Consider the following 23,176-nt stretch of genomic DNA (forward strand, 5'->3'; position numbering starts at 1 on the left):
GCCTCCATGGCTGCGCAGACTGCTGTAAGCACCACGAACCCCGTCGATCTGGGCTCCGCCGCGGCGCTCTCCTGCCGCGAGTGCGGACACCGCGTGCCCCTCGGCCCGGTCTTCGCCTGCGAGGAGTGTTTCGGCCCGCTCGAGATCGCCTACGACTTCTCGCGGTACGAGACCGAGGAGCTGCGCAAGCGGATCGAAGCGGGACCCGCGAACATCTGGCGCTACGCGCCGCTGCTGCCCGTCCCCGCGGACGTGGCGGACAAGCCCAACCTCAACCCCGGCTGGACCCAGCTCGTCAAGGCCGACAACCTGGCCCGCGAGCTCGGTGTCACGGGCGGGCTGTACGTGAAGGACGACTCCGGCAACCCGACGCACTCCTTCAAGGACCGGGTCGTCGCCCAGGCCCTGGAGGCCGCGCGCGCCTTCGGCTTCACCACCCTGTCCTGCTCCTCCACCGGCAACCTGGCCGGCGCCGTCGGCGCCGCGGCCGCCCGTGCCGGTCTGCGCTCCTGCGTGTTCATCCCGCACGACCTGGAGCAGGGCAAGATCGTCATGGCCGCGGTCTACGGCGGTGAACTCGTCGGCATCGAGGGCAACTACGACGACGTGAACCGTTTCTGCTCGGAGCTGATCGGCGATCCGGCGGGCGACGGCTGGGGCTTCGTCAACGTCAACCTGCGGCCGTACTACGCGGAGGGTTCCAAGACCCTGGCGTACGAGATCTGCGAGCAGCTCGGCTGGCGGCTGCCCGACCAGCTGGTCGTCCCGATCGCCTCCGGCTCCCAGCTCACCAAGATCGACAAGGGGCTCCAGGAGCTCATCAAGCTCGGACTGGTCGAGGACCGGCCGTACAAGATCTTCGGCGCCCAGGCGGAGGGCTGCTCGCCGGTGTCCGTGGCCTACAAGGCCGGCCACGACGTCGTACGGCCCCAGAAGCCGCACACCATCGCCAAGTCCCTCGCCATCGGCAACCCGGCCGACGGGCCGTACGTCCTCGACATCGCGCGCCGCACGGGCGGTGCCGTGGAGGACGTGACGGACGAGCAGATCGTGGACGCGATCAAGCTGCTGGCTCGGACCGAGGGGATCTTCGCCGAGACGGCGGGCGGGGTGACGGTGGGCGTGACCCGCAAGCTCATCGAGAACGGCCTGCTCGACCCGGCCCTGACGACCGTCGTGCTGAACACCGGTGACGGTCTGAAGACCCTCGACGCGGTCGCCGGCACCGGTCTGACCGCGACCATCCGCCCGAACCTGGACTCCTTCCGAGAGGCTGGCCTCGCATCATGAGCGTCAACGTCCGCATCCCCACCATCCTGCGCACCTACACCGGCGGCGCCGCCGAGGTGAGCGCCCAGGGCGCGACCCTCGCCGAGGTCATCTCCGACCTGGAGAAGAACCACACCGGCATCGCCGCCCGCGTCCTGGACGACCAGGGCAAGCTGCGCCGGTTCGTCAACGTGTACGTGAACGACGACGACGTCCGCTTCGAGCAGGGGCTCCAGACGGCCACTCCGGACGGCGCCGGCGTCTCCATCATTCCGGCGGTCGCCGGAGGCTGATCATTACCTTCGGTAACCTCGGTTACCGAGTGTTCATAGAATTGCCCCCTCCGCGAGAGAAGCGGAGGGGGCAATTCTGTGTGATTGAGCGCGGTAGAGTTGGGGAAGCAGCTCCCGATTCCGGGGTTTGCGACCTTGACGACCTGCCGCACGGGCGACGAGAAGTAGCCAAAGTGGGCAGGTGTTTTGCGCCTTTCGCCCCCAATGCCCGGCCCAAGTTGCCCTGAAACAAGGCGAATTGCTGCTGTTCCGTGGACTCGTCGTGCCCGGATTTCTCGTCCGATTGACCTGTTGCAGACGGCAGTTGGACAGATACATTCAGCCGCGGTCGACGCGTTCCGGCGCACGCCCCCGTCCCATGGGGGGTGAGGTCTGACCCGGATCCGCGAAGTGTGGATCTGTGCAAGGGCCAGTAATAGGGGAGTTAGGCATGGCTCAGGGCACCGTCAAGTGGTTCAACGCGGAGAAGGGGTACGGCTTCATCGCGGTCGACGGTGGTGCGGACGTGTTCGTCCACTACAGCGCGATCCAGATGGACGGGTACCGCACCCTGGAAGAGGGCCAGCGGGTCGATTTCGAGATCTCGCAGGGTCAGAAGGGGCCGCAGGCGGACATGGTCCGGCTGGCGGCCGGCTGAAGCACGCGCCGACTTATTGCAGCGACGTTCTTCTGTTCTTCGCCGAAGGGCTCGCATCCCGTGGGGTGCGAGCCCTTCGGCCTGTCCGGGTGCCGTCGCTCGCGACCTGCGGATCACCCGAGGGCGCTTGCACTCGGCAGGGGCGAGTGCTAATCATTGCGTTAGCACTCTGAAGGTGAGAGTGACAACGAAGGACCGGGTCGGTGAGGCCCGCAGGCCGGGTGGGGCAAGGAACCACGAGGCGTGCGAGCCGTCCGTCGCGGGCGCCAGCGCGGTCCGGAGCAATCCACCCCAGTCCGGGAGGACCACTTCACATGGCCAAGATCATCGCGTTCGACGAGGAGGCACGGCGCGGCCTCGAGCGCGGCATGAACCAGCTCGCGGACGCCGTGAAGGTGACGCTCGGCCCCAAGGGCCGCAACGTCGTCCTCGAGAAGAAGTGGGGCGCCCCCACGATCACCAACGATGGTGTCTCCATCGCCAAGGAGATCGAGCTCGAGGACCCGTACGAGAAGATCGGCGCCGAGCTGGTCAAGGAAGTCGCCAAGAAGACGGACGACGTCGCCGGTGACGGTACGACCACCGCGACCGTCCTCGCCCAGGCGCTCGTCCGCGAGGGTCTGCGCAACGTGGCCGCGGGTGCCAACCCGATGGCCCTCAAGCGCGGCATCGAGAAGGCCGTCGAGGCCGTCTCCGGCGCCCTGCTCGAGCAGGCGAAGGATGTCGAGACCAAGGAGCAGATCGCTTCCACGGCCTCCATCTCCGCCGCCGACACCCAGATCGGCGAGCTCATCGCCGAGGCGATGGACAAGGTCGGCAAGGAAGGCGTCATCACCGTCGAGGAGTCCCAGACCTTCGGTCTGGAGCTGGAGCTCACCGAGGGTATGCGCTTCGACAAGGGCTACATCTCGGCGTACTTCGCCACCGACATGGAGCGGATGGAGGCGTCGCTCGACGACCCGTACATCCTGATCGCCAACTCCAAGATCGGTTCCGTCAAGGACCTGCTCCCGCTCCTGGAGAAGGTCATGCAGTCGGGCAAGCCGCTGCTGATCATCGCCGAGGACGTCGAGGGCGAGGCCCTGTCGACCCTGGTCGTCAACAAGATCCGTGGCACCTTCAAGTCCGTCGCCGTCAAGGCCCCGGGCTTCGGTGACCGCCGCAAGGCGATGCTGAACGACATCGCCATCCTCACCGGCGGCGAGGTGATCTCCGAGGAGGTCGGCCTCAAGCTGGAGAACGCGACCCTGGACCTCCTGGGCCGCGCCCGCAAGGTCGTCATCACCAAGGACGAGACCACGATCGTGGACGGCGCCGGCTCCGCCGACCAGGTCCAGGGCCGGGTCAACCAGATCCGCGCCGAGATCGAGAACTCGGACTCGGACTACGACCGCGAGAAGCTCCAGGAGCGCCTGGCGAAGCTGGCCGGCGGCGTGGCCGTCATCAAGGCCGGTGCCGCCACCGAGGTCGAGCTCAAGGAGCGCAAGCACCGCATCGAGGACGCCGTCCGCAACGCGAAGGCGGCCGTCGAGGAGGGCATCGTCGCCGGTGGTGGCGTGGCCCTGCTCCAGGCCTCCGCGGTGTTCGAGAAGCTCGAGCTCTCGGGTGACGAGGCGACCGGCGCCAACGCCGTGAAGCTCGCCCTGGAGGCCCCGCTGAAGCAGATCGCCGTCAACGGTGGTCTCGAGGGCGGCGTCGTGGTCGAGAAGGTCCGCAACCTGACCGTGGGCTGGGGCCTGAACGCGGCCACCGGCGAGTACGTCGACATGATCGCCGAAGGCATCATCGACCCGGCGAAGGTGACCCGCTCTGCGCTGCAGAACGCCGCCTCCATCGCCGCGCTGTTCCTCACCACCGAGGCCGTCATCGCCGACAAGCCGGAGAAGGCCGCGGCCCCGGCCGGCGGCGGCATGCCGGGCGGTGACATGGACTTCTGATCGACCTCTGGTTGATCCGCGTCCTTACCGAGGGCGGTACCTCCCGGCGACGGGGGGTACCGCCCTCGGGCTTTTCCCGGCCCGGACAGGCTCTTGGCCCGGCCGGCTCGCGCCCGCGTTCCGATGGGCCGGGGTCCGGCGTGGCCGGGATCACACGGCGTGTCGGCGGGCGGCCGGAATGCGTCGGGGTGGCGGTTCCGTTGAGGTAGGCACACGTTACATGCGTATGCACATACCGTCCGGTCTATCGTCACTTCGCGAGGAGCCCCCCACGTGAGCGTCACCGAGTCCGCAGTCTCCCGTGCGGCCGAGATCCTGTCCCGGCCCGTCGACATCAACGGCCTCACCGTCCCCAACCGCATCGTGATGGCGCCGATGACGCGCGAGTTCTCCCCGGGCGGTGTCCCGGGCGAGGACGTGGTGTCGTACTACGCCCGCCGTGCCGCCGCGGGCGTCGGCCTGATCGTCACCGAGGGGACGTACGTCGGTCACGACTCGGCCGGGCAGAGCGACCGCATCCCGCGCTTCCACGGCGAGGACCAGCTGGCGGGCTGGGCGAAGGTCACCGACGCCGTGCACGCGGCGGGCGGGACGATCGTGCCGCAGCTGTGGCACATCGGCATGGTGCGCCGGGCGGGCCAGCCGCCGTTCGCGGACGCCCCGCCGGTCGGCCCCTCCGGCCTCTACAAGGAGGGCGCCGAGGTCACCGGTCAGGCCATGACCCAGCAGGACCTGGACGATGTCGTCGAGGCGTTCGCCAAGGCGGCGGCCGAGGCCGAGCGCATCGGCTTCGACGGGGTCGAACTGCACGGCGCGCACGGCTATCTGATCGACCAGTTCCTGTGGGCGGGCACCAACCGCCGCACGGACGCCTACGGCGGCGACCCGGTGGCCCGGACGAAGTTCGCCGCGGAGATCGTCGCCGCGGTGCGCGCGGCGGTCTCGCCCCGGTTCCCCGTCATCTTCCGCTACTCGCAGTGGAAGCAGCAGCAGTACGACGCCCGGCTCGCCGAGACCCCGCAGGAGCTGGAGGCGATCCTGGCCCCGCTCGCCGCGGCCGGTGTCGACGCCTTCCACGCCTCCACCCGCCGTTACTGGGTCCCGGAGTTCGACGACTCCGACCTCAACCTGGCCGGCTGGACGAAGAAGCTGACCGGCAGGCCCGCCATCACCGTCGGCTCGGTCGGCCTCGACGGCGACTTCATCAACGCGTTCGTCGGCGAGGGTTCCCCGGTGCGCGGCATCGACAACCTCCTCGACCGCTTCGAGCGCGACGAGTTCGACCTGGTGGCCGTCGGCCGCGCGCTGCTCCAGGACCCGCAGTGGGCGGCGAAGGTGCTGGCCGACCGCTTCGACGAGCTGAAGCCGTACGACGCGGCGGCGCTGAAGACCCTCAGCTGAGCCGTCGGGGCCCGCGGACGCGCTCTGGCCGCGGGCCCCGACTCCCGTTAGCGTGCGGCGGATGAGGATCCTGCATCTGTCCGACACCCATGTGGAGCGGACCGACGAGCCCAACCGGCACGGCGTGGACGCCACCGGGTCCCTGCGGCTGATGCTGGCCGAGCTGGCCGGGCAGCGTGACATCGACGCGGTCGTGGTCACCGGCGACCTGGCGAACGACGGCGCGGTGGAGGCGTACACGACCGTGCGGGAGGCCGTGGGCGAGTTCGCGCGGATCCGGGACGCCCCGGTTTTTTACACCACCGGCAACCATGACGAGCGCCGGGCCTTCGCGAAGGTGCTGGGCAGTGGCCATCTGGGCCCGGACGGGACCGACCGGGCCGCCGCCGTGCTGCCGGGGGCCGAACGGGCCGCCGTCGGCGAGGTGGACGGCCACCGTTTCGTGACGCTGGACTCGCTGGTGCCCGGCGAGGTCTACGGGAGGCTGGGGGAGACCCAGCTCGCCTGGCTGCGCGAGGTGCTGGCCACGCCCGCGCGGCACGGCACCGTGCTCGCGCTGCACCACCCGCCGATCTGTCTGGACGTGCCGACCCAGCGGGCCTTCGGCCTGCTCGACGCGGACGCCCTGGCCGACGCGATCCGCGGCACGGACGTACGGGTCGTGCTCGCCGGGCACTTCCATCTCCAGCTGTCCGGTTTCCTGGCGGGCGTGCCGGTGTGGGTCACGCCGGGCGTGGTCAACCGCATCGACCTGACGACCCGGCCGGGCACCGAACGCGCGGTGCGTGGCGCTTCGGCCTCGCTGGTGGAGCTGGGCGGGGCGGCGGGGCCGATGTTCCACACCTTCCACGCGCGCGACCCGCGGGCCCACGAGACCGTCTACGAACTCGACGAGGAGCGCACCCGCGAGGTGATCGCGCGGTACGGGCCGACTCCGGACCCGCGGTAAGGCTCGGGCGCCTCGCCTCGCCTCGCCTCGCCTCGCCGGGCAGGGCGTACAAGTTTTCGCTTGCTTAAGTCAATCAATCGACCTAAGGTTGCCTGAGTCAAGCACATTGGTGTGCCCGCACGTCCCGCTCCCACGGAGGCCTCTTCATGTCCGACACTCCTGTCCGGCCCACAGCCGCCGGGGGATCCGCCCCGCCGAGGTCGAACGCAGTGGTGGCGGTCCTGGCCTTCGCCGGAATCGTCGTCTCGCTGATGCAGACCCTGGTCATCCCGATCGTCCCCGAGCTGCCGAAGTACCTGCACGCCTCCGCGTCCGACGCGGCCTGGGCGGTCACCGCCACCCTGCTCGCCGCGGCCGTGGCCACCCCCGTCGCCGGCCGGCTCGGCGACATGTTCGGCAAGCGCAGGCTGCTGCTGATCAGCGTCGTGCTGCTGGTCTTCGGCTCGGTGGTCTGCGCGCTCAGCGACTCGCTGGTCCCGATGATCGTCGGCCGTGCCCTCCAGGGCCTGGCCGCCGCGGTCATCCCCCTCGGCATCAGCATCATGCGCGACGAACTGCCGGCGGAGAAGCTCGCCGGCTCCATCGCCCTGATGAGCGCCTCGCTGGGCGTCGGCGGTGCCCTGGGCCTGCCCGCCGCGGCCTTCATCGCCGACAACTTCAGCTGGCACGTCCTGTTCTGGACCTCCGCGACCCTCGGCCTCGTCGCCCTCGGACTGGTCCTGGTCTTCGTACCGGAGTCCGCGGTGCGCACCGGCGGCCGCTTCGACTTCGTCGGCTCGCTCGGCATGGCGGCCGGACTGGTCTCCCTGCTGCTGGCCGTCTCCAAGGGCGGCGACTGGGGCTGGGGCAGCGGTACCACGCTCGGCCTGTTCGCCGTCGCGGTCGTGGTCCTCGTCGCCTGGGGCTTCTTCGAGCTGCGCACCGCGACCCCGCTGGTCGACCTGCGCACCACCGTCCGCCGCCAGGTCCTGTTCACCAACCTCGCCTCGATCGCCTTCGGCTTCTCGATGTTCGCGATGGCGCTGGTCCTGCCGCAGCTGCTCCAGCTGCCCACCCAGACCGGCTACGGCCTCGGCAAGTCGATGATGACCGCCGGTCTGGTCATGGCTCCGCAGGGCCTGGTCATGATGGTGTTCGCCCCGGCGTCCGCGGCCATCACCAAGGCCAGGGGCCCGAAGGTCACCCTGATGATCGGCGCCGTGATCGTCGCCGCCGGGTACGGCCTGAACATCGTCCTGATGTCCGAGGTCTGGCACCTGGTCCTGGTGTCCTGCATCATCGGCGCCGGTGTCGGCTTCGCCTACGGCGCGATGCCCGCGCTCATCATGGGCGCCGTCGACCCGTCCGAGACGGCCGCGGCGAACGCCCTCAACACCCTGATGCGGTCCATCGGCACCTCGGTGTCCAGCGCCGTCGCCGGAGTGATCCTGGCCAACATGACCATGAACCTCGGCGGCTACGAACTGCCGTCCGAGAACGGCTTCAAGGTCGTCATGGCCCTCGGCGCGGGCGCCGCCGCCCTCGCCTTCGTCCTCGCCGCCTTCCTGCCCGGCCGCAGGCCGGCCGCCGCGGCCGGCGAGCCGGAGGAGCAGCCCGGGAGCGAGGCGGCCGACGGCGCCGCCGAGGTGTCCGGAGCCAAGGCGTAGCACGCGCGCTCACCGGACGGCCGCCGCCCCGCACCGACGGGACGGCGGCCGTCCGTCGTCGCGGTGCGGTGCGTCAGGCGCGCGTCCTCGTCCGGTCCGCCCGGCTCGGCAGGCTCCGACGGCTCACAGGTTCCCGAGCGGTTCGATGTCGACCTTCACCGGTGTGCCCCACACGCGCAGCACCTCGTAGTCGGTGAACTCGTGCACGAGCCGGTAGGCCATCGCGGGCCGGGAGCCGCGCCGCTGGGCGGCGATGAACAGCTCCGCCTCCCGGCGGTCGCGGCGCGGGGTGCCGCACAGCTGCCACTCCTGCCCGTTCCACAGCTCCGGCAGCCAGCGCTGTTGCGGCTGCGGCCGGTCGGCGCGCACCCCGTAGCGGGACGGGCCGGTGGCGGGCTGCGGGTCCGGGGCGGGGCCGCTGAACTCGGAGCGGCGGGCGGCCCGGCGCCGGGTCTCGCACAGCAGGCACAGGTCGGGGGCGGAGGTGTCGACCGGGCCGTTCGGGTGCTCGGCGCACCGGGTGCTGGGCGCGGCGGTGGTGACGCTCTCCTCCAGCAGGTCCAGGGCGCGCCGCAGATCCGCCCTGACCTCGTGCAGCCGGGCGTCGGGCGTGTCGGTGTTGAGGGCCTCCCCGTGCTCGCCGAGCAGGCGGAGAGCACGACCGAGAGCCGTGAGCTGGGCGTGATTCATGTCGGTCGGCGTAGTCCTTGGCTTCTCGGTGTCGAGCGTGATGCCGACGGGGGAGGGAAGGTCGACGGTCACTCCCCAGGGTACGAGGAGGTCCGCCGGAGGGGGCCGTCCTCGCGGGCGGAGACCGGGGCGGGGGTCTGGGCGATGGTCCCGGTGGAGACCGGTGCGGACGTCCGGGCGGCGGCCGGGGCGGTGGTCCGGACGAGGTGGGTGAGGCCGAAGAGATAGGTCGCGGCGAAGCCGACCGCGTACCCCGTCAGCAGTCCGCCCGCGTAGATCGCGGCCGTCGGCGCCGGGCCCCTGTTCCCGGCCAGCAGCGGGAACAGGGCCCAGCCCGACGGGCCGATCGCCTTCGCGCCCACATGGTCGCCGAGCATCGCGAAGCAGCCGATGAAGGCGCCGCCGGCCGCTCCGCCGGCGCAGGCGGTCAGGAAGGGGCGGCCCAGGGGCAGGGAGACGCCGTAGACCAGGGGTTCGCCGACGCCCAGCAGACCTGCCGGAAGCGCCGATCTGATCGTCGTACGGATGGAGGTGTCGTGGCGCAGGCGGACGTACACCGCCAGTGCCGCACCCACCTGGCCCGCGCCCGCCATCGCCAGGATGGGCAGCAGGACCGTGCTGCCCTGCTGCTCGATGAGGGTGGTGTGGATGGGGATCAGCGCCTGGTGCAGGCCCAGCATGACCAGGGGCAGGAACAGGCCGCCGAGGACCAGGCCCGCGAAGGCGCCCGTGGTCGACAGCAGCCAGTTCGCGGCCGTGCCGATCGCCGCCGCGACCTGTCCGGCCGCGTACATCAGGCCGTACAGGGTGGCCAGGCCGGCGACCAGGACCGTGAGGGCCGGGGTGAGCAGGACGTCCAGGGCGTCCGGGACCCGGCCGCGGCACCACTTCTCGACGTACGTGCCCAGCAGGGCCGCCGCCAGCGCCCCCAGCACCCCGCCCTGGCCGGGCGCGAGGGCCGTCCCGAACACCGTCACCTTCGCGACGCCCGGGTAGACCACCACGGCCGCCACCGCGCCGCCCAGGATCGGCGTCCCGCCGAACTCCTTCGCGGTGTTGTGGCCGACGAACACGGCGATCAGCGCCATGAAGGCGGAGGCCACGGCCGACAGGGCGGGGGCGAGGCCGGGCAGCAGGCCGTTGTTCACCAGCAGCCCGGCCACGCCCGCCAGCACCCCGCAGCCGATCAGCGCCGGGATCAGCGGCACGAAGATGTCCGCCACGCGGCGCAGCACCGCCTTCGCGGGAGCGCCGGCGCGCCGCCGCTCCCCGGACGGCACGGCACCCCGGGCCGCCGGAGCCGCGGCCGCCGTGCCCCAGGCCGCCGGATCCGCAACCGCCGTACTCCCGGCCGTCGGATCCGCGGTCGTACTTCCGGCCGTCGGATCCGCCGCCGTACTTCCGGCCGCCGGATCCGCGGTCGCGGCGCCCCGCACCAGCTCCTCGAACTCCGCCGTCACCCGTGTCACCGCCCCCGGCCCCAGGACGATCTGGTACGTGCCGTCGGCGACGACGCCGAGGACACCCGGCAGGGCGCGCAGCGCCGCCTCGTCCACCCGTGCGGGATCGGTCAGACCCAGCCGCAGCCGGGTCATGCAGTGGGCGACGGAGGTGACGTTGGCGGGGCCGCCGACCAGGGGGAGGATCGCGGCGGCGGTGGAGGCGGGATCGGTGCGCACCCGTCGAGCGTGCGGCTCAGCCCCCGGCCGCCGCCAGCGCGGCGCGCAGATGGCCGTGCGACTCCTCCAGAAGGCGGGCGGCCGTCGGACCGTCCACCCCGGCCAGGATCGCCAGGATCGCGTGTTTCACCTCGCCGCCGGTGGCGGTCAGCGCCCGCTCGATCTCCGGTTCGTCCGCGCCGGTGGCGAGCGCGACGATCCGGCGGGAACGGGCGCGCAGCTTCTCGTTCGAGGCGCGGACGTCGACCATCAGGTTCCCGTACGTCTTGCCCAGCCGGATCATCGTGATCGTCGAGATCATGTTGAGCACCAGCTTCTGCGCCGTGCCCGCCTTCAGCCGGGTGGAGCCGGTGAGCAGTTCGGGCCCGACGACGATCTCGATGCCGTGCTCGGCGGCGCCCGCCAGCGCGCTGCCCGCGTTGCAGGCGAGCCCGATCGTCAGCGCGCCGCGGGCCCGGGCGTGCTCCACGGCGCCGATCGCGTACGGGGTGCGCCCGGAGGCCGAGACGCCGACCACCGTGTCGTCGGCGGTCAGGGCGAGGGCGTCGAGGTCGGCCCGGGCCAGCTCCCCGGAGTCCTCCGCGCCCTCGACCGAGGTGACCAGGGCGTCGGGGCCGCCCGCGATCAGGCCGACGACCTGGCCGGGCCGGGTGTCGAAGGTGGGCGGGCACTCGGAGGCGTCCAGCACGCCGAGCCGGCCGGCCGTCCCGGCCCCGGCGTAGACCAGACGCCCGCCCCGGGCCATCCGCTCCGCCACGGCGTCGATGGCGGCGGCGATCTCCGGCAGCCGTGCGGCGACCGCGGCGGGCACGGAGGCGTCCTCGCCGTTCATGATCCGGGCGATGTCGAGGGTGGGCAGCCGGTCGATGTCGGCGAGCTCCGGGCGGAAGCCCTCGGTGGTGAGGCTCTCCAGCTCGGAGCGGAGGTCGTGCCGGGGGGACGTGGAGGTCATGGCTGTGGCTCTTTCGTGTCCTGCGGGTCGGCGATCGATCGGTCCTGCGCGTCGTGGACGGTCCCGCCGGGCCCGCGTCGCCGCGGGCGGGGCGGCCGCCGTGGCCGGTGCCGCGGCCAGGTCTACCGATGCCGGTGGGCCAGCGCCTCGTACGACGCGGCCAGCGCCGGACCCGCCGTGTCGTACGTCCGCTGCGCCACCCCCACGAACAGGCAGTCCACCACCAGCAGTTGACTGGTACGGGAGGACATCGCCGCGGGCCGCAGTTCACTCTCCCGGGCCGTGGACGTGGTCAGTACGTGATCGGCGTACTGGGTGACCGCACCGGCGGGCCGTCCGGTGATCGCCACCGTCGTCGCGCCGCGCTCGAACGCGACCCGCAGCGGTTCGATGACATCGCCCGTGGACCCGGAGTGCGTGATCGCGATCGCCACGTCCCCCGCGCGCAGCTGCACCGCGTTGGTGACGGCGAGATGCGGGTCGCTGTGCGCGTGCGCTATCAGCCCTATGCGCAGCAGCTTCTGGGTGAGGTCCTGGGCGACCAGGCCGGACGCCCCGATGCCGTACACGTCGATGCGGCGGGCGGCGGCGGCCGCGGCGACCGCCGCGCCGAGCTGCACGGTGTCGAGCCCGGCCGCGGTGTCGGCGAGGGTCTGCTGCTCGTCGTAGGCGAGTTTGGCCACCACGTCGGCGATCGGGTCGTCGACCGCGATGTCGGTGGTGATCGCGGGGGCCCGTCCCGACTGCTGCTGCGCGGCCAGGCCGGCGAGGGCGAGCCGCAGGTCGCGGTAGCCGGGGTAGCCGAGCAGCCGGGCGGTGCGCACCACGGTCGCCTCGCTGGTGCCGGTGAGTTCGGCCAGGCCGGTGACGGTGAGCGCCGCGCAGCCGGCCGGATCGCCCGCGACGGCCTCGGCGACGCGCTGCATGGAGCGGGTCATCGACGGGGCGAGGGTGCGGACCTTGGCCGCGAGGGCGGCGGGGGCGGGCGGGCCGGCGACGGGTGAACCGGAGCTTCCGAAAATTTCCTTCACGTCCTGGGTCACCCTTGAAAGATATTTTCGGCTCGGTGTCGGGGTCAAGAGTGCGCACAATGGGTGCATGGACCCCATCAGCCCCCTGGAGAAGGCACTGCACGCCGCGCGTGCCCTGGTGCTCGCCGACCTGGTCGCGGGCCAGGTGGCGGAGGCGGACGTGGTCTCGCTGGTCGAGGACTCCGTGGTGCAGCGGCGCTGGTGGGTGGAGCAGTGGCCGGACGGCCTGGACTACGTGGCCGGGCTGGTCGCGCAGGACGTCCAGGACGCGCTGCTGGAGCGCTACGGCCGCTGGCCGCTGTGCCCGGTCTGCGGCTCCGGCGACCCGCACGCCCTGGACGTCGAACCGGAACTCGGACCCGACCCGCACTGGGTGTGCCACCAGGCGGGCGTGAAGGTCGCGGCGGTGGGTGCGCTCGGGGCGGCCACGGACGGGACGCCCTCGTCGTGAGCGACCGGACCAGGACACCGGCGGCGGAGTTCCCGGGGACTCGCGGGGCGCGCCCGTGACGATCTACATCGATCCGCCCACCTGGCCCGGCCACGGCCGGGTGTGGTCGCATGTCGTCAGCGATGTCTCCTACGACGAACTGCACCTGTTCGCCGATGGACTGGGCGTGCCGCGGCGGGCCTTCGAGCGCGACCACTACGACCTTCCCTCGCACCGCTACGCCGACGCGGTCGCCGCCGGTGCGGTCCAGGTCAGCAGCCGCGAGGTGGTGCGGCTGCTGCACTCCTCGGGGCTGCGCCGGCCCAAGGGCCGTGCTCAGCGGCCCAGTTCGTAGGCGAGCTCCCCGTCGCCCGCGGGGTGCTCGGTGTCCGCGTCGACCCGGGTGAACCCGGCCCGGGACAGCACCGCCTGCGAAGGGGCGTTGTCCCGGTCGACGGTCGCGAACACGGAGCGCACGTCGTCACGGGCCAGCGCCCACTGCGACAGCGCGCGCAGCGCCTCGGTGGCGTAGCCCCGGCCGCGCGCGCCCTCGACGAGGTCGTAGCCGATCTCCGCGCGCCCCTGCTCGTCGGGAGCGCCGTGGAAGCCCATGCCGCCGACCGCGCGGCCGTCCTCGGTGCGTACGAGGGCGAACACGCCCCACTCGGGCCGGTGCACCCCGGCCTCGTACGCCTTCACCAGCATCCCGGCGGCGTCCCGCGTCCCCTCGAACGGGCCGCCCTCGATCCACTCGAACCCGCCGTCGCCGCCCTGGCGCAGGTCGTGGGCGGCGGCGGGGGTGATGCCCTGGAGGGTGAGACGTCCGGCCGGTATGACGAGGTTGTTGCTCCAGCGCCAGTCGGTGACGGGGGCGCGCCCGGCCAGGTCGCCGCGGCCGGTGGCCCACAGCAGGGTGGCCCAGGGCGTCGGACCCGGCCGGACCTGCGGGAAGATCCGGGTGAGGACGGCCTCGGCGAGGTCGGGGGAGGGCTCGTAGGCGATCCCGAGACCCTCGGCGATGTCGTGGGTGTGCAGCAGCACCTCGGTGACGCCCATCGCGGCGAAGCCCTCGCGGTTCGCGCTGCGGAACGGGAACGGGTGGAAGGCGCGGACCTCGCGCGGGGTGGTGCGCAGGGTGGCGACGAGCAGGGCGCCGGTCGTCTCCAGGACCTGCAGGACACCGGCGTTGTCCGCCGGGTCGAGTCCGTCCTCGTCCCCGTCGAGGGTGATCTCGAAGGGGACGTACCGCTGCTGCGCCCGGCCCGCCAGCTGTCCGGCGTAGGCGAGGAGGGCGCCCGCGAGGTGCGCGGCCGTCTCCCGGCAGTCCCACTCCAGCCGGCCGGCCTTCACCGTGGTCCAGTCCGTGTCCACGGCCTTGCCCAGCGTCGCGACACAGCCCGCGACGGCCTCTTCCACCTGTTCCCCGCCCCATGCATGCATGGGGGGCAGCGTAGGGGCGGGGCCGTCCTCAGAGCGACAGCATTTCCAGCTCCGAGCGGAGGTTGTGACGCGCCGTGGCCTCCCAGCGCCCGGCGGCGAACGGGGTACGGAACAGCCTTGGCAGGTCGAGGAGTTGACGCAGGATCGTCGAGCGGCCCGCGCGGAAGGCGTCGTCCGGGACGAAGTGGTACTCCTGGCGGACGGCGGCGGTGTAGGCGGCGTACGCGGCGGGCGGCCCGGCCAGCACCGCGAGGTCGGCGTCGCACAGCACCTGGCCGTTGCGGTCGTCCTCGGCCGGGTCGTGGCCGACGGTCAGCCGGACCAGCCGGGCGACCTCGGCCGTGCGCGCCGCGCCGACGCCGGCCTCGGGGAGCGCGCGTTCGGCGAGGCGGGCGGAGCGCTCCTCGTTCTCCGACCGCTCGGGCAGGTAGACCGCGTCGTGGAACCAGGCGGCCAGCCGCACCGCGGCGGGGTCGTCGGCGTACTCCTCCAGCGTGTCGACGTGGTCCAGCACCGCGGCCAGATGCGTGACCGTGTGGTACCTGCGCTGCGGCTCCGACCAGCGGCGCAACAGCTCGTCGGCGTACGGCCACGGGTCGGGGTGAGCGGCGCCCTCCCGGGCCGCGAGCAGGGTGGGCAGCCAGCGGGAACGCAGGGCGTGCAGGGCGTCGGGGTCGACGCGACCGACGAGGCCGACGCGACCGTCGGGGCCGACGGGACCGGTGGGATCAGTCATGAGGCCATTCTCCCGTGGGGGCCGACGGCGGCCTAGCGTGTAGGGCATGACTGACTGGACATCAGGCGAACGGGACCCCGAGCTGCCCGGGCGGCTCCTGACGATCGAGCGGGACGCGCTGATCCCGCTGCTGCGGGCCAGGAAGGAGGAGGACTTCGCGCTGCCCACCGAGGCGTGTCCGGGCTGGACGGTGCGGGATGTGCTGGCGCACGCCGCGGCCGCGTTGAGCCGAGTGGTGGAGGGCCGGTTCGAGGAAGGCGTGTTCTCGCCCGAGTCCAACGACCGTGACATCGCCGAGCGCGCCGGGTGGACGAACGCGCAGGTCGTCGACGAGCTGGAGCGCGGGATGACCGAGGCGGGTCCGGTGATCGCCCGGACCGACGGCAGGCTCGACGGGATCGCGCTGGGGGAGTGGGTGCACGCCGGGGACGTACGCGAGGCGCTCGGGGAGCCGGGGGCGTACGCCGGGGACGGACTGCCGTACGCGCTCACGCTCCTCGCCCGGATCAGCCGCGAGCGCGGCCGGCTGCCGATGCACGCCGACCTCGACGACGTGGACGAACCGCTGGCCCTCGGCGATCACCGGGCCGGGCGCACTCCGGCGCGCTACATCGGCGACGCCGCCATCCTCGTACGGCTGTACACGGGGCGTCCGGTGCGCGGCGGCTCGTACGAACTGGCCGGCGCGCCGGAAGGGGAACTGAACCTCTTCGGCTGACCCGGGCGTCGGGGCGGGCCGTCGGCGCGGGGCGGCCGTGCTCTCGCGGCCTCCGGGCAGGTGGGCGTACCCTGAGATTGGACTAGACCTGTAGTCGCGCCGGGGGCCCGGGGAATCCGGGCAGCCCAAGAGAAGGGGACCTATGAGCACGCGTGCAGTCCTGGAGGTGATCGCCCTCGACGTCGTGGACGCGGTCGCCGCCCAGGCCGGAGGCGCGGACCGCCTTGAGCTGGTCACCGACATGGCCGCCGACGGGCTCACCCCGCCGGTCCGGACCTTCGCCGGGATCCGGGCCGCTGTCGACATCGATCTGCGCGTGATGCTCCGGCTCGCGGACGGCTTCGCGGCCGGGGACCTCGACCGGCTGGTGCAGGCCGCCCGCGAGCTGCGGGCGGCCGGGGCCACCGAGTTCGTGCTCGGCTTCCTCGACGGGCACGGCGGCGTCGACCTGGACGCGGTCGAGCGGATCGTCGGCGAACTGGACGGCGCCGCCTGGACCTTCCACCGGGCCATCGACCGTGCCGCCGACCGGGACGCCCTGCGCAAACAGCTCGACGGCCTGCCCGGACTGGACACCTACCTCACCGCCGGTTCGCCGCACGGCGTCGACGACGGTCTGCCCACGCTGCTGGCCGAGGCGGCCCGGCGCGGGGAACCCGGCTATGAGCCGCGGCTCCTCGTCGGCGGCGGCCTCCGGCTCGACCATGTGCCGGCGCTGCTCGCCGCGCGGATCGACGGCTTCCACATCGGCGGCGCGGCACGGCCGGACGGCTGGTCGGGCCCGGTGTCGGCCACCGCGGTCGAGGAGTGGCGGCGGGCGGTCGACGGGCGGTGACGCCGGCCGGCCGGTCAGCCGGCCGGTCAGCCGGCCGGCAGATCGGCCGGCAGATCGGCCGGTGAGCCGGTGAGCTGGTCGGGCAGCGGGGCCGCGTGCGTGACGATCAGGCCCGACACCGCCCGGGTCAGCGCCACGTACAGACGGCGCAGCCCGGTGCGCTCGTCCGGTTCGCCGTCCACCACGGCCTGTGGTTCGTCCAGGACCACGTAGTCGTACTCCAGGCCCTTGGCGAGCGAGGCCGGGACCAGGGTCAGCCGGGTCTGCCGGGTCGTCTCCTCGCCGGGCGCCAGATACCCGAGCCCGGCCGCCGTGAGCGCCTCGGCGAGCGCCGGGATCCGGGCGTCGGCCGCGATCAGACCGGTCGAGCCCTCGTTGCCCAGCAACTCCGTGCAGGCCGCGACCACTTCACCGGTGCCGGTGACCGGGCGCAGGTCGAAGAAGCCGGGGTTCTCGCGGACCGACGCGACCGGGGTCAGCCCCGGGGCGATGTGCGGCAGCAGCCGGGAGGCGTACGTGATGACGTCCGTCGGTACGCGGAAACCGGCGGTCAGCTCCTCGACCACGCCGTCCGACTTGCCGAGGTGCGTCAGCGCCTCGTCCCAACTCCGGGTCGCCCACGGGGTGGTGCCCTGCGCCAGATCGCCGAGCACGGTCGCCGAACCGGTGGTGCAGCGCCGGCCCACCGCCCGGTACTGCATGGGCGAGAGGTCCTGCGCCTCGTCCAGCACCACATGCCCCAGGGAGTGCGTCCGCTGGATCAGGTCGGTCGCCTCGTCGATCAACACCGCGTCGGCCAGGGACCACTTGGCCGCCCTGACGCTCCGTGCGGGCTTCGCCCACAGGATCGCCTTCTGCTCCTCCTCGGTGAGGATCCCGGCCGCGTGCTCGGCGAGGAAGTCCGCTTCCGCCAGCAGTCGCAGCACGAGCTTCGCCGGGTCGACGAGCGGCCAGAGCTCCTTCACCGCCGCCTTCACCGCGGTGTTGCGGGCCACCGCGTCCTGCACCCGGTCGTCAGGCGCCTCGCCCGACCGCTCCATCTGCACCAGGACCGCGTGCGCGACGCGCTGCGGCAGGGCCTCGCGGGCGGCGCCGTAGCGCATGTCGCGCGCCAGCAACTCGCGGACGATGTCCTCCAGTTCGTACGCGGGCACGCGCCAGCGCCGGGAGCCGCGCACCACCATGACCGGCTCGGTGGGCAGCGTGACATGGGAGTACAGGGCCCGCCTGAGCACCTCGGCCATCCGGGCGTCGCCCTTGACGACCGCGGCCGTCGCGTCGTCCGTGCCCCGGATCTCCACCTGGCCCACCAGGTCGTCGACCGTGGCCTGCCGGACCGTCAGCTCGCCCAGCGCGGGCAGCACCTGCTCGATGTAGTTCAGGAAGGACCGGTTCGGCCCGATGACCAGGGTGCCGGTGCGGGCGAGCCGCTCCCGGTGGGCGTACAGGAGGTAGGCGACACGGTGCAGGCCGACGGCCGTCTTCCCGGTCCCCGGCCCGCCCTGCACACAGACCGTCCCGCCCAGCCCGCTGCGCACGATCTCGTCCTGCTCGGGCTGGATGGTGGCCACGATGTCCCGCATCGGCCCGACACGCGGACGCTCGATCTCCTGCTGGAGCAGCTTGCTGGTGCGCGCCGTCTCGGCGGGGTCCGAGAGGTGCTCGTCCTCGTACGCCGTGAGGTCGCCGCCCGTGTACCCGAAGCGACGGCGCAGCCCGACGTCCAACGGGTCCTTCTTGGACGCCCGGTAGAACGGCTGCGAGACCGGCGCACGCCAGTCGATCACCATCGGGTCGCCGTCCCCGTCGTGCACGTGCCGGCGCCCGATGTAGAACTGCTCGCCCTCCGCGCCCTCGGCCTGCTCGGCGCCGGGCGCGTGCAGGTAGTCGAGCCGGCCGAAGAACAGCGGGGTGTCGCTGAGGTCGGCCAGCGCCTTGATGCGGTCGTCGATCTGGCGGGCGAGGACCTCGGCGTTGACCCAGTTCGCGGTGACGTCGCGGATGTCGAGGGACTCGACGTCCTCGCGCATCGCGCGCAGCGCGGACCGGGACGAGGTGAGGTGGGCGCGCTCGCGGGAGAGGGGATCGTCGGCGGACGGCGTGGACAAGGGAGTGCCTCCGGGGCCTGCTGCGGGATGACGACTGGTGCGCCGTGGCCGGTGGGCGGCCGCGGGGATGCCGCCCGGTTTCCGTCCGGCCGGCCGCGCTCCGTGAGGGAGGCGGGCAAGAGCGGAGATTGTAGGCGAGCGGGCCGTCCGGAAGCGAACGGTTTTCCGCCCGCGCGTCTTTCCCGCGCCCGCCCGCGTCCACCCGGCGCCTGCCCCGAGTCCACCCGGCGTCCGTTCCCGGGGAGGCGCCCTCCCGCAGGCTCCACAGGCGCTGCAAGCCCGGGAAGTCCCGCAGGCCCCGAAAGTCCCGCAGGCCCCGCAGGCCCCGGGAGGCGCGGGCCTGCGGGGGTTCCAGGTCTCCCCTAGGGGACATCCCCTCCGCCCCGGAGGCGTCCGCTCGGCCCACGGGTGTACGTGGGGACGGTACGGGCTCGACCCCTCGACCGATGCCCCTTTCGTCCGGGGAAGGCCACTATGGAGATATGAGTGCAGCCATCGTCACCCCAGTCCCGAACCGCCCCCCCGGGGCCACCCCGCTCACCGGGAGCCATCCGCACCGCTTCGGCGACGCCCTGCGCGCCGTGAAGGTGTTCCTGGGGGCGGCCTTCGACGTGATCATCCTCGGGGAGTACGGCGAGGAGGCGGGCGTCCGCCACAAATGACATCCTAGGGTCACTGCGTGACCCGTCGATCACCCTCCGCGACCTCCCTTCTGCTGCTGGCGGTCTCCCTCGCCGCCTTCGTCGCCCTGTGCGTGGTGCAGCGCGCCCCGATGGCCGACGCGCTGGTCTACCGCGCCGAGGGCGCGGCCGTCCTGGACGGTGGCGGCGATCTCTACGGCTTCACCGTCACCCGGTGGCACCTCCCGGCCACCTACCCGCCCTTCGCGGCGCTGCTGTTCACCCCGGCGGCCTGGCTGCCCGTCCCCGTGGTGAAGGCGGCGTTCCTCGCAGGCAACGTGCTGCTGCTGGCCCGGCTGGTCCAGCTCTCCGCCCGGCTCGCGGGCCGTCCGCTCGGCTCCTCCGCCCTGTGCGCCGCCACGGCCCTGGCACTCTGGCTGGAGCCGGTTTTCCAGACCGTGCTGTTCGGCCAGGTCAACCTGGTCGTGACCGTCCTGGTGCTGTGGGACCTCACCCGCCTGCCGGGCGCCCCGGGCCGCGGCGTCGCCCTGGGCATCGCGGCGGGGATCAAACTCACCCCCGCGCTCTTCGTCGTGCACCTGCTGCTGCGCGGCAGGCGCCGGGAGGCGGCCACCGCGACGGCCGCGTCCGCCGCCACCGCCCTGCTCGGCGCCCTGGCGCTGCCCGCCGCCAGCGCCGACTTCTGGACCCGCCGCCTCTACGACACCGGCCGCGTCGGCAAGCCGTGGATCGTCGACAACCAGTCCCTCCAGGGCCTGACGGCCCGCCTCCTCGGCGACCCGGCGCCCGGCCCCGCCTGGGCGCTCCCCGCGCTCGCCGTCGCCGTCTGCGGCCTGTGGCTCGCCGCGCGCGCCGCACGGGAGCGGCACGCGGTGCTGCTCACCGCGTTCACCGCGCTGCTGGTGTCGCCGGTCAGCTGGTCCCACCACTGGGTGTGGTGCGTCCCGCTGATCGCCGTACTGCTGGCGGACGGACACCTGCGTACGGCGCTGCTGACCACCGCGCTGTTCACCGCCCGCACGATGTGGCTGCTGCCGCACCAGGGCGATCTGGACCTGCGGCTGCCCTGGTGGCAGCAGCCGCTGGCGGCGCCGTATCCGCTGCTGGGCTGCGCGCTGCTGGCCGGCGCGGCCTGCCGCGGACGGCGGGCCGCCGTCCCGGTCCCCGAGGACCCGCGGCGGCCCGGGACGGCGGCCCGGCCCCAGGTCCCGGCGCGGCGGGACCGGCCGTTCCTGGACCCGGCCCCGGCGGAGCGGCCCCGTCAGCCCTCCGACAGCAGCTCGTCCGCGTCCACGATCCGGTAGGAGTAGCCCTGCTCGGCGAGGAACCGCTGGCGGTGCGCCGCGAAGTCCTGGTCGATCGTGTCGCGGGCGACCACCGAGTAGAAGTGGGCCTGGTGGCCGTCGGCCTTGGGCCGCAGCACCCGGCCCAGCCGCTGGGCCTCCTCCTGCCGCGAGCCGAACGTGCCCGAGACCTGGATGGCGACGGTGGCCTCCGGCAGGTCGATGGAGAAGTTGGCCACCTTCGACACCACCAGCACGCTGATCTCGCCCTCGCGGAAGGCGTCGAAGAGCTTCTCGCGCTGGGCGTTGGACGTCTCGCCCTTGATCACCGGCGCGTTCAGGTGCTCGCCCAGCTCGTCGAGCTGGTCGATGTACTGGCCGATGACGAGGATCTGCTGGCCGGCGAAGCGCCGCACGATCGCCTCGGTCACCTTCCGCTTCGTCGCGGTCGTGGCGCAGAAGCGGTACTTCTCCTCGGCCTCGGCGGTCGCGTAGGCCAGCCGTTCGGAGTCGGTGAGGTTCACCCGGACCTCGACACAGTCCGCGGGCGCGATGTAGCCCTGTGCCTCGATCTCCTTCCACGGCGCGTCGAACCGCTTGGGCCCGATCAGCGAGAAGACGTCCGACTCGCGGCCGTCCTCGCGCACCAGGGTCGCGGTGAGCCCGAGCCGGCGCCGGGCCTGGAGGTCGGCGGTGAACTTGAAGACGGGCGCGGGCAGCAGATGCACCTCGTCGTAGACGATCAGTCCCCAGTCCCGGGAGTCGAACAGCTCCAGGTGCGGGTAGACGCCCTTACGCCGGGTGGTGAGCACCTGGTACGTGGCGATGGTGACGGGCCGGATCTCCTTGCGCGTGCCGCTGTACTCGCCGATCTCGTCCTCGGTGAGCGAGGTCCGCTTCACCAGCTCGTGCTTCCACTGCCGGGCGGAGACGGTGTTGGTGACGAGGATCAGCGTGGTCGACGAGGCCTGCGCCATCGCCCCGGCCCCGACCAGCGTCTTGCCCGCGCCGCACGGCAGCACGACGACACCGCTGCCGCCGTGCCAGAAGTTCTCCACGGCCTGTTTCTGGTACGGCCGCAGCGCCCAGCCGTCCTCGGCCAGCTCGATCGGGTGCGCCTCGCCGTCGACGTACCCGGCGAGGTCCTCGGCCGGCCAGCCCAGCTTCAGCAGCGTCTGCTTGATCTGCCCGCGCTCGGAGGGGTGCACGACGACCGTGTCGGGGTCGATGCGGGCGCCCACCAGCGGGGCGATCCGCTTGGAGCGCAGCACTTCCTCCAGCACCGGCCGGTCGGTGCTGGTCAGGACCAGCCCGTGCGCCGGGTGCTTGGACAGCGTCAGCCGGCCGTAGCGGTCCATCGTCTCCGCGATGTCGACGAGCAGCGCGTGCGGCACGGGGTAGCGGCTGTAGTGCACGAGCGCGTCCACGACCTGCTCGGCGTCATGGCCGGCGGCCCGCGCGTTCCACAGGCCGAGCGGGGTCAGCCGGTAGGTGTGGATGTGCTCCGGCGCCCGCTCCAGCTCCGCGAACGGGGCGATGGCCCGGCGGCAGTCGTCGGCCTGCTCGTGGTCGACTTCGAGGAGCAGGGTCTTGTCGGACTGGACGATCAGCGGACCGTTCACTCGGGGCTGCCTTTCTGGATGGCGCGGCATGGCCAAACGTCCAGTGTGCCCTACCGGCCGTCGGCGCGGTCGGTCCCGGACGAAGGTCCGCCGGCGCCCGGGGCACGGCCGACGGAGATGTCCGGACCGTTATGAAAAGTGGTTTGTTCATTCTCCCGCGCAACCCTGTCCGCCCGGCGGCTGTCTGACCAGGACGAAGCGGCGCGGTCCGGGCGGCGCGGTGAGGAGCTCACGGAATGTCGGTACGCAGATGGGGCACCGGCGTGGGAGCCGCGGCGGTGCTGGTGGCGACGGGCTCGTGGGTCATGACGCGTCCGGCGGTCATCGACACGCGGCTGTGGGACGAGGTGGGGCCCGTGATCGAGGCCCGGCTGGTGGCGCAGTCGCAGGGCAGCGGGTACGGGGAGAGCGTGCCCGAGCTGGAGGCACGGTGGTTCTGCCGGGCGAAGGCGCTGGAGATGGAGCGGCGCGGGGACCGGATCCGGGCCGGCGTGGACACGCTGTGCATGGAGTACGGGGTGCGCGGCGGCGCTCTGGTGGAGTGCAGCGGCTCCCATGTCCCGCAGGTGGTCCGGCTGGAGCGGGAGCCGGACGGCGGCTACCGCGTGGTGTCCCAGGAGGAACCGCCGGACGGCGCCGGGTACGGGGAGTGGGAAGCGGACCACTTCGGGTACTCCGCCCGGTCCGTGCTCGACGGCGCCGACCGGCCCTCGGCGCTGGAGGCCGCCGCCCGCAGGCACTTCGGTCTGCCCGAGGGCGCCCGCGTGGAGGACTGCTGACCGCGTAGGCGGGGTCCGCGCACGCGACTACCGGGCACGCGACTACCGGGCACGTGTGGACCGGGCACGTGAGGTCCGCGCACGGACCTCGCGCGCGGAC

Annotated in this window: 22 protein-coding genes; 14 read left to right on the top strand and 8 right to left on the bottom strand. The window is 72.7% G+C overall.

Going from position 1 to position 23,176, the window contains the following annotated elements:
- The first annotated feature begins 6 nt into the window (after nt 1–6).
- The 7 genes from thrC to ACZ7OY_RS15235 all read left to right on the top strand — a co-directional run bounded on the left by thrC (nt 7) and on the right by ACZ7OY_RS15235 (nt 8,132).
- Nucleotides 7–1,290, top strand: a complete 1,284-nt coding sequence (gene thrC, locus ACZ7OY_RS15205; protein WP_471911803.1) for a threonine synthase — start codon at nt 7–9, stop codon at nt 1,288–1,290.
- The gene (locus tag ACZ7OY_RS15210) at nt 1,287–1,562 is read left to right on the top strand and encodes a MoaD/ThiS family protein (RefSeq protein ID WP_471911804.1); all 276 of its coding nucleotides are present in this window, start codon (nt 1,287–1,289) and stop codon (nt 1,560–1,562) included. The genes thrC and ACZ7OY_RS15210 overlap by 4 nt, the downstream gene beginning before the upstream one ends.
- A 430-nt stretch (nt 1,563–1,992) precedes the next feature.
- On the top strand, nt 1,993–2,199 hold the full coding sequence (locus ACZ7OY_RS15215; RefSeq protein WP_016436693.1) for a cold-shock protein: 207 nt from the start codon (nt 1,993–1,995) through the stop codon (nt 2,197–2,199).
- Nucleotides 2,200–2,513: 314 nt separating this feature from the next.
- Nucleotides 2,514–4,136, top strand: a complete 1,623-nt coding sequence (gene groL, locus ACZ7OY_RS15220) for a chaperonin GroEL (protein ID WP_152894495.1) — start codon at nt 2,514–2,516, stop codon at nt 4,134–4,136.
- Between the two features lie 273 nt (nt 4,137–4,409).
- Entirely contained in the window at nt 4,410–5,537 is a 1,128-nt protein-coding gene (locus ACZ7OY_RS15225; protein WP_471911805.1) for an NADH:flavin oxidoreductase, read from the top strand.
- 61 nt (nt 5,538–5,598) lie between these two features.
- On the top strand, nt 5,599–6,486 hold the full coding sequence (locus ACZ7OY_RS15230) for a metallophosphoesterase family protein (RefSeq protein ID WP_471911806.1): 888 nt from the start codon (nt 5,599–5,601) through the stop codon (nt 6,484–6,486).
- A gap of 146 nt (nt 6,487–6,632) precedes the next feature.
- Entirely contained in the window at nt 6,633–8,132 is a 1,500-nt protein-coding gene (locus ACZ7OY_RS15235; RefSeq protein ID WP_471911807.1) for an MFS transporter, read from the top strand.
- 123 nt (nt 8,133–8,255) lie between these two features.
- Here ACZ7OY_RS15235 and ACZ7OY_RS15240 read toward each other — a convergent pair whose 3' ends face one another.
- From ACZ7OY_RS15240 to ACZ7OY_RS15255, 4 genes are all read right to left on the bottom strand, one after another.
- The gene (locus ACZ7OY_RS15240; protein ID WP_471911808.1) at nt 8,256–8,822 is read right to left on the bottom strand and encodes a hypothetical protein; all 567 of its coding nucleotides are present in this window, start codon (nt 8,820–8,822) and stop codon (nt 8,256–8,258) included.
- A gap of 68 nt (nt 8,823–8,890) precedes the next feature.
- Complete coding sequence (locus ACZ7OY_RS15245) at nt 8,891–10,501, bottom strand: PTS transporter subunit EIIC (RefSeq protein ID WP_471911809.1); 1,611 nt, start codon at nt 10,499–10,501, stop codon at nt 8,891–8,893.
- Nucleotides 10,502–10,517: 16 nt separating this feature from the next.
- On the bottom strand, nt 10,518–11,453 hold the full coding sequence (murQ, locus tag ACZ7OY_RS15250; RefSeq protein ID WP_471911810.1) for an N-acetylmuramic acid 6-phosphate etherase: 936 nt from the start codon (nt 11,451–11,453) through the stop codon (nt 10,518–10,520).
- Nucleotides 11,454–11,575: 122 nt separating this feature from the next.
- A complete protein-coding gene (locus ACZ7OY_RS15255) occupies nt 11,576–12,496 on the bottom strand; it encodes a MurR/RpiR family transcriptional regulator (RefSeq protein WP_351600237.1) in 921 nt (306 codons plus the stop codon).
- A gap of 55 nt (nt 12,497–12,551) precedes the next feature.
- Between ACZ7OY_RS15255 and ACZ7OY_RS15260 the strand changes: the two genes are divergently transcribed.
- The gene (locus ACZ7OY_RS15260) at nt 12,552–12,935 is read left to right on the top strand and encodes a hypothetical protein (RefSeq protein ID WP_471911811.1); all 384 of its coding nucleotides are present in this window, start codon (nt 12,552–12,554) and stop codon (nt 12,933–12,935) included.
- Between the two features lie 55 nt (nt 12,936–12,990).
- Complete coding sequence (locus ACZ7OY_RS15265) at nt 12,991–13,269, top strand: DUF4031 domain-containing protein (protein ID WP_471911812.1); 279 nt, start codon at nt 12,991–12,993, stop codon at nt 13,267–13,269.
- Here the strand turns inward: ACZ7OY_RS15265 and ACZ7OY_RS15270 are convergent.
- Nucleotides 13,251–14,330: a GNAT family N-acetyltransferase gene (locus tag ACZ7OY_RS15270; protein WP_471912091.1), complete on the bottom strand. Its 1,080-nt coding sequence runs from the start codon at nt 14,328–14,330 to the stop codon at nt 13,251–13,253. The genes ACZ7OY_RS15265 and ACZ7OY_RS15270 overlap by 19 nt on opposite strands.
- Nucleotides 14,331–14,382: 52 nt before the next feature.
- The gene (locus ACZ7OY_RS15275) at nt 14,383–15,090 is read right to left on the bottom strand and encodes an HD domain-containing protein (protein ID WP_471911813.1); all 708 of its coding nucleotides are present in this window, start codon (nt 15,088–15,090) and stop codon (nt 14,383–14,385) included.
- A 46-nt stretch (nt 15,091–15,136) separates the two neighbouring features.
- On the opposite strand from ACZ7OY_RS15275, the gene ACZ7OY_RS15280 reads away from it, so the two are divergent.
- Nucleotides 15,137–15,808: a maleylpyruvate isomerase family mycothiol-dependent enzyme gene (locus ACZ7OY_RS15280; RefSeq protein WP_471911814.1), complete on the top strand. Its 672-nt coding sequence runs from the start codon at nt 15,137–15,139 to the stop codon at nt 15,806–15,808.
- Nucleotides 15,809–15,950: 142 nt separating this feature from the next.
- The gene (locus ACZ7OY_RS15285) at nt 15,951–16,643 is read left to right on the top strand and encodes a copper homeostasis protein CutC (RefSeq protein ID WP_471911815.1); all 693 of its coding nucleotides are present in this window, start codon (nt 15,951–15,953) and stop codon (nt 16,641–16,643) included.
- A 26-nt stretch (nt 16,644–16,669) separates the two neighbouring features.
- Here ACZ7OY_RS15285 and ACZ7OY_RS15290 read toward each other — a convergent pair whose 3' ends face one another.
- Entirely contained in the window at nt 16,670–18,751 is a 2,082-nt protein-coding gene (locus ACZ7OY_RS15290; protein ID WP_471911816.1) for a HelD family protein, read from the bottom strand.
- Between the two features lie 482 nt (nt 18,752–19,233).
- Here ACZ7OY_RS15290 and ACZ7OY_RS15295 point away from each other — a divergent pair, with 482 nt between their 5' ends.
- Together ACZ7OY_RS15295 and ACZ7OY_RS15300 are read left to right on the top strand one after the other, a co-directional pair.
- Nucleotides 19,234–19,413, top strand: coding sequence for a hypothetical protein (locus tag ACZ7OY_RS15295; protein ID WP_471911817.1), 180 nt, complete (start codon nt 19,234–19,236; stop codon nt 19,411–19,413).
- Between the two features lie 17 nt (nt 19,414–19,430).
- Complete coding sequence (locus ACZ7OY_RS15300) at nt 19,431–20,696, top strand: glycosyltransferase 87 family protein (RefSeq protein WP_471911818.1); 1,266 nt, start codon at nt 19,431–19,433, stop codon at nt 20,694–20,696.
- On the opposite strand, the gene ACZ7OY_RS15305 is transcribed toward ACZ7OY_RS15300, so the two are convergent.
- Nucleotides 20,654–22,297 (bottom strand): DNA repair helicase XPB, encoded by a 1,644-nt coding sequence (locus tag ACZ7OY_RS15305; RefSeq protein WP_385521316.1) that lies wholly within the window; start codon nt 22,295–22,297, stop codon nt 20,654–20,656. The genes ACZ7OY_RS15300 and ACZ7OY_RS15305 overlap by 43 nt on opposite strands.
- A gap of 236 nt (nt 22,298–22,533) precedes the next feature.
- Here ACZ7OY_RS15305 and ACZ7OY_RS15310 point away from each other — a divergent pair, with 236 nt between their 5' ends.
- Entirely contained in the window at nt 22,534–23,076 is a 543-nt protein-coding gene (locus ACZ7OY_RS15310; protein WP_471911819.1) for a hypothetical protein, read from the top strand.
- Nucleotides 23,077–23,176 lie beyond the last annotated feature (100 nt).

This window comes from Streptomyces sp. NPDC107559 (genome assembly GCF_055657365.1).